The 6,000-nt window shown below is 72.0% G+C and carries 6 protein-coding genes; 1 reads left to right on the top strand and 5 read right to left on the bottom strand.

The window, feature by feature from the left end:
• Together MXD61_RS14635 and MXD61_RS14630 are read right to left on the bottom strand one after the other, a co-directional pair.
• Positions 1-201, bottom strand: a 201-nt coding sequence (locus MXD61_RS14635) for a hypothetical protein (RefSeq protein WP_248813671.1), incomplete at its 3' end; no start/stop codon positions are given.
• On the bottom strand, positions 198-2,036 hold the full coding sequence (locus MXD61_RS14630) for a hypothetical protein (RefSeq protein ID WP_248813669.1): 1,839 nt from the start codon (positions 2,034-2,036) through the stop codon (positions 198-200). The genes MXD61_RS14635 and MXD61_RS14630, both read right to left, overlap by 4 nt.
• A gap of 230 nt (positions 2,037-2,266) precedes the next feature.
• On the opposite strand from MXD61_RS14630, the gene MXD61_RS14625 reads away from it, so the two are divergent.
• Positions 2,267-2,899: an HD domain-containing protein gene (locus MXD61_RS14625; protein ID WP_248813667.1), complete on the top strand. Its 633-nt coding sequence runs from the start codon at positions 2,267-2,269 to the stop codon at positions 2,897-2,899.
• On the opposite strand, the gene MXD61_RS14620 is transcribed toward MXD61_RS14625, so the two are convergent.
• The 3 genes from MXD61_RS14620 to bfr form a co-directional block, all read right to left on the bottom strand.
• Positions 2,884-3,711: an alpha/beta hydrolase gene (locus MXD61_RS14620; RefSeq protein ID WP_248813665.1), complete on the bottom strand. Its 828-nt coding sequence runs from the start codon at positions 3,709-3,711 to the stop codon at positions 2,884-2,886. The genes MXD61_RS14625 and MXD61_RS14620 overlap by 16 nt on opposite strands.
• A 328-nt stretch (positions 3,712-4,039) precedes the next feature.
• A complete protein-coding gene (locus tag MXD61_RS14615) occupies positions 4,040-4,648 on the bottom strand; it encodes a superoxide dismutase (protein ID WP_163549352.1) in 609 nt (202 codons plus the stop codon).
• A gap of 444 nt (positions 4,649-5,092) precedes the next feature.
• Positions 5,093-5,575 (bottom strand): bacterioferritin, encoded by a 483-nt coding sequence (gene bfr, locus MXD61_RS14610; protein ID WP_248813664.1) that lies wholly within the window; start codon positions 5,573-5,575, stop codon positions 5,093-5,095.
• Positions 5,576-6,000 lie beyond the last annotated feature (425 nt).

Raw genomic sequence — 6,000 nt, 5'->3', positions numbered from 1 at the left:
AAGGTGTGCGGCGGCCCGGGCGGGCGGGGGTGGGGGGGGTCGGGGGCGGGCGGGGGGGGGCGGCGGGGGGGGGGGGGCCCCCCCCCCCGCCAGGCCCAGGACCAGCCCCAGCAGCAGCAGGACCGTCAGCGGCACCCGTCCGGTGGGCACCCGGGCACAGGCCGGCCGCCGCCGCGAGGTGTCGCCGGACGGGGCGCTCACAGGAACTCCCGCAGGCGGGGCCACAGGCCGGCGACCGCGGCGATGATCGCGGCCAGGACCAGCGCCGGGCCGGCCAGCCGCAGTCCGCGCAGTTGCGCGCTGGCCCGGTGGACCTCGGTGTCGAACCGACCGCGGGCGGTGTCCACCGCCGTGTCGAGGCTGTCCAGCAGCCGGGTGAACGCGGCGGTGCCCGGGCCGAGCGTGCGGGTGACCGCCGCCCCGAACGCGTCGGACGAGCGAGGATCGCCCGCCGTCGGACCGGTGTCACCGGGGCCACGGGCGGCCGCGACCACCGAATCGGGCGACGACGCCAGCAGCCGCACCACCGACTCGTGGATGCGCAGCCAGGCCCGCAGGTTCCCCTCGAGGTCGGCCGGCAGGCCCGCCCCGGCGGGCGCGTCCAGGGCGACGACCAGGGACCCACGACGGGTCACCGGTTCGGGCGGCAGCCGATCGCCGGACGGGTCGAAACCCAGTCCCCGGGCCACCCAGGCGAAGTGCTCGTCGAAACGCAGCCCGTTGCCCAGCGCCGCCAGCGACAGGTTCTCGTCGACCCGGGCCTCCAGCGCCAACGCCTTCGACCGGGCCAGCAACGTCATCGGCCGGTAACCCACGTCACGGGCGGTGTCCAGCCTGGACTGCTGGCTACCGAACGCCACCGCCGTCCAGGTCACCGCCGCCAGGACCGCGCCGGTGGCGACCAGCAGCCCCGGGTTCACCAGCCGGTTGGTCCGCCGGACCAGCAGCACCTGGACGCCGACCAGCACCCCCAGGGCGACGGCGGCGGTCAGCACCACCGCCCACTCGCCGCGGGAGCCGGTCGCGTCCTGATAGCCCCGGTCCACCGCGGCGGCGTACCGGGCGACCAGGATCTCGGTGGCGGGCAGGATCTCGGCACGCATCATCGTGGACGCGGCCCGCAGGTTGGCCTCCCCGATGGACAGCCCGGCCCGGTTGTTCGCCCGCGCCCGCTCGACCATCCCGTTGTAGACCGGGATCTCCTGCGCCAGCAGATCCAACGGGCAGGACGTCGGACCCGCCGCGGCACTCCCGCCCACGGCCGTGCCCTCTCCCGCGATGGCCCGGCCGGACGAACCAGCACCACCGGACGGCCCAGAATCCGCCGGCCCCGCCGAGCCCGCCGAGCCCGCCGACCCGGTCACGGAACCATCGGAGGTCACGGTGCCCGGGCCGGCCGGGTGCGGTGGGGCGGGTGGGGCGTCCGACCAGGGCGGTTCGAGCCCTCCGGACTGGCCGCCCGGACCCGGACCCGCCCCGGGCGGGCCACCGCCATCGGTGCTCTGCCCGAGATCGGCGCCGGGATCCACCGCCCCGGCCGCCAGCCGGTCACCGACGTCCTGCGGGCACAGTTTGGGGTCGAGGCGGCGAAGGTCCAGGACGCCCCGTGCCGAGGCGGCCACACTCGTCTCGAACGACACGTCCGACTTGACGGTGTCGTAGCGCTGTCGCTGCTGCGCGGCCGGGGCCTCCCGGTCGACGAGCAGTTCCACCGGTGCGAACACCTCGGCCGCCGCCGCCGCGTCCGCCTGGGACAGCGCCGCACGCAGGTCCTGGGCGGTGGCCAGCGCCCGGCCCTGCCGGGTGAGCAGATCGTCGGTGGCCGCCAGCCGGTGCGCGACCACGCCCCGCAGCGTGACGCCGAACAGGCCCAGCACGAGCACCAGCAGCGCGAGCAGCCCCACCAGGAGAACCTCGGCGTCACAGCGTCCGGCGGCCACCCGGGCCAGCCGCACCAGACCCGCCGCGGACCGGTGCGGATCCAGGCCCGGACGAAAGCGTCGTGGGACGAGGGGCGCCGCGCCGCGCGATCGCACCCTCGATCGCACCCGCGCGTCCGGACCGTGGTCCGGCGGCGACACCACACCCGTCACGCTTACCGAGCGTACGCATCAGGAGGCACTCTGGTTACCACGCGCGACCGTTCGGCCGTTACTGTCCTGCTCCGCGCCCCCGTCAGCGGATTCTCCGTACTGTCACAGGGATGAGCACATCCGCGTCCGAGCATCCACCCCCGCGGCCGGCGCGGCCGCGGGACGGGCCACCGATGCCACGGGTCGAACCGACGCCGACCGAGCCGCCGGCGGGGATCACCGACGGCCGGCTGGCGCGTCAGATCGCGTTCCTGGTAGAGATCGACAAGCTCAAGACGGTGCTGCGGCGCAGCAACCTGATCGACCTGTCCCGCCGGGAGAACGACGCCGAACACTCCTGGCATCTGGCGATGCTCGCCGTCGTGCTCGGCGAGTACGCGGCGGCGGAGGTCGACCAGGCCCGGGTACTGCGGATGCTGCTCGTCCACGACCTCGTGGAGATCTACGCCGGTGACACGTTCGTCTACGACGTCCAGGCGCTCGCCGAACAGGAACAGCGCGAACGTGCCGCCGCCGACCGGCTGTTCCCGCAGCTACCCGCCGACCAGGCCGGGCAGCTGCGGGCGCTGTGGGAGGAGTTCGAGCAGCGGCACACCGCCGAGGCCCGGTTCGCCCGTTCCCTCGACCGCGTCCAGCCGTTGCTGCTGAACTTCTACACCGGCGGGAGCACCTGGCGTCCGCACGGCGTGCGCCGCGCGGACGTCCTGGCCCACCGGGATGTGATCGAGCAGGGTTCCCCGGCGCTGTGGGGATACGTCCAGGCGATGCTGGACGACGCGGTGCGCCGCGGCTACCTGCTGCCCTGACCGGCCGCCAGCAGGCCCTCGAGGAACAGCACCGTGCGGGCGGCGACGCTGCGCCGACCCGGACCGGCCAGGGGATCATGACCGCCGGCGACGACGGCGAGTTCGGTGCGCGGCGCGGTCCTGGTGACCATGCGGACCAGCGGGAGCGGGCTCACCTCGTCCGCGCCGCCGTGCAGCAGCAGGATCGGCAGGTCCGGCAGGGCCCGCGGCAGGGACTCGACGATGGGCTGCTCGGCCACCGCCGTGTGCAGCGAGGGCAGCCCGAGCAGCACCAGACCATCCGGGCGGACCGCCGGTGAGCCGACCATCGCCAGCGCCGCCAACGCACCGGTGTCGGCGCCCAGCAGCACGAACGGCACACCGGGCACCCGGGTCTCGACGACCGCGGGTATCCGCACGGCACCGTCGGTCACGACGACGACCTGGTGACCGTCGAGGGCGAGCCGCTCGGTGAGCGCGTCGAAGTCGCGGGCGTTCTGGCCGCGGCCCGGCAGCGCCGCGAGCACGGAGCGGACCTCCCGGCGCACCACGGCGACACCTCCGGACGGGGACCGCGCCGGACTGGGCCACACACCGGCGGGCCCGGTCTCCTCCACTCGGGGCACCCGCGGCCCAGGTGGGACGGATGGCACGGGTGGGACAGATGGCACGGGTGGGACAGACGGGACGGGTGTCCCAGGGGAGACGGGCAGCGCGGGTGGGACGGCCAGCACCAGGGGGACAGGGGGGAAGGCGATCGGGCCGCGGGCTCCCACGGGTGGGGCCTGGGTGATCGCCGGGGCGGGCAGCGTCGGATGCAGGGGCGACGTCATCGGCGCCTCCGTCTCTCTCGCAGGGGACGGGTCGCCGGGCCACGGCGACCCGTCAGGTCAGGGACGCCGACGTGGCAGCCGCGGGACTCGGTGAGTCATCACAGCAGGACCACGCTCAGCAGCATGCCCCCAGCGTAGGACGGCGCGTCGGCCATCCGAAAGGGGTAACGGCACGCGAGTGGGTCCGCTGACCGACAGTGCCTCAGGGTTGCCGGGAACGCCAGTCCACCCCCTGGCGCGGACGACGACCCGTGGCCGCGGACGACGACGGCCCGCCCGGATGACCGGACGGGCCGATGCCACGGACATCCGTGGACGACGCCTGCGCTCAGGCGCCGAGGCCCTTGGCCTTCGCGTAGCGCGCGGAGACATCCGCCCAGTTGACGATGTTCCACAGCGCGGCCGCGTAGTCGACCTTGACGTTCTTGTACTGCAGGTACCAGGCGTGCTCCCAGGCGTCGAACACCAGCAGCGCCGGGTTGCCGATGCCCACGTTGCTCTGGTGGTCGTAGACCTGCTCGACGAGCAGCCGGTCGCCGGTCGGGTCGTAGGCGAGCACGCCCCAGCCCGAGCCCTGAACGGTCGTCGTCGCCGCGGTCAGCTGCGCCTTGAAGGCGTCGAACGAGCCGAAGTCGGTGGCAATGGCCTCGCCCAGCGCGCCGTCGGGCTTGTCGCCACCGTCCGGGGAGAGGTTCTCCCAGTAGATGGAGTGCAGAATGTGGCCCGAGAGGTTGAAGGCCAGCGTCTTCTCCAGGCCGACGATCGCCCCGAAGTCGCCCTTGTCCCGAGCCTCGGCGATCTTGTCAAGGGTGTCGTTGGCAGCCTTGACGTAGGTCGCGTGGTGCTTGTCGTGGTGCAGTTCGACGATCTGCCCGCTGATGGACGGTTCGAGTGCGCCGTAGTCGTACTTCAGGTCCGGCAGAGTGTACGTAGCCACCAGAGCACGGTCCTTTCCGTTCGCGAGGGATTCGACTGGGGCCCCTGTCCAGGGGCACCCGACGGTTCAGCTGGAGGGTTCGACGGCGCCGACGGCCGCCGCCCCGGACAAGCCGGCCGGACGGGACCGGATAGTGATCATCCGCTGCTCCCCTCCGGCCCGCTGCCAGGAAGGCCATGGATGGACCCCGGCGCCAGGTACAGCGAACCTCCGGGGTGAACCCTATCGCCCCCAGGATCGATCCTGCAGCGCCACAGCCGGCTTCAACCCGGACGAGCTGCCCACAAAGCGTCGAGCAACCATCAGAAATAACAGTGTGTGACGAAATTGGAGCAGTCCGGAAAACGCGCCTCTCGCATACCGGGACGTCCCCGGGGCGCCGCACACCACGGCCCGGCGCCCCCGCTCCCCCCGCCGCCGTGGGGTGGCGACGGCCGCGCTGGCTCAGTCGTCCTCGTGGATCTGCTGGCTCAGGTAGTTGGCGGCACCGAGCTGGGAGATCAGCTCGAGCTGCGCGTCCAGCCAGTCGATGTGCTCCTCCTCGGAGACCAGGATCTCCTCGAGCAGCACAGCCGAGCCGATGTCGCCACGCTCACGGCCGAGCTCGATGCCACGCCGAAGCACCTCGACGTTCTCGAACTCGCCGCTGCGGTCGATCTCGAGCTGCTCGGGCACGGTCTCCCCGATACGCAGGGTGTGCAGCCGCTGCAGGTTCGGCAGACCACCGAGATAAAGGACACGCTCGATGAGACGGTCGGCATGCTTCATCTCGTCGATGGATTCGTGATAATAGTGCTCCGAGATCCGACGGTAGCCCCAGTTACGCTGCATCCGGCTGTGCAGGAAGTACTGGTTGATCGTCGTCAGCTCGTTCGTCAGCACGCTGTTCAGTACTTCGATAATTTCAGCGTCCCCACGGGTCGCCATTAGTTCCACATCCTTCCGCCCACCGTTTCGACCGGGCGACCGGCCCGCATCGTCACGATGGGGACCAGCTCGCACGGACGTGGCGCGCCCCGCACGCATCCCCAACGATCTGCGACGACAGCGATACAGACCGAGGGAGCGCAGCGGGCACACGCCCCTGTCGACATCAGCAAATCACATGGATAAGGAATTCGCAGCACGCCGGGCCGAGATGACTCCACAGGCGCCAGCAGAGCCCTTCACAAGGTAAGCTTGACCAAAGTTAGGGGAGCCTACCCAGAGGTGGCCACACGAACCGACAACAGGCCGCAATAGCCTCGGGATCGGGCACCTTCGGACTCCCACATTTGCCATCTACCTTCGGGTCGGTCGCCGGCAGGAATTGCCGTGGCGACGTCATGCCCACCCGTACGCCGATCCAGACG

It is taken from the genome of Frankia sp. AgPm24 (assembly GCF_023243055.1).
In the GTDB taxonomy this organism is placed as follows: Bacteria; Actinomycetota; Actinomycetes; order Frankiales; family Frankiaceae; genus Frankia; species Frankia umida.
Note: the sequence above shows the minus strand (reverse complement) of the source record. Positions and strands in the feature narration are given on the sequence as shown.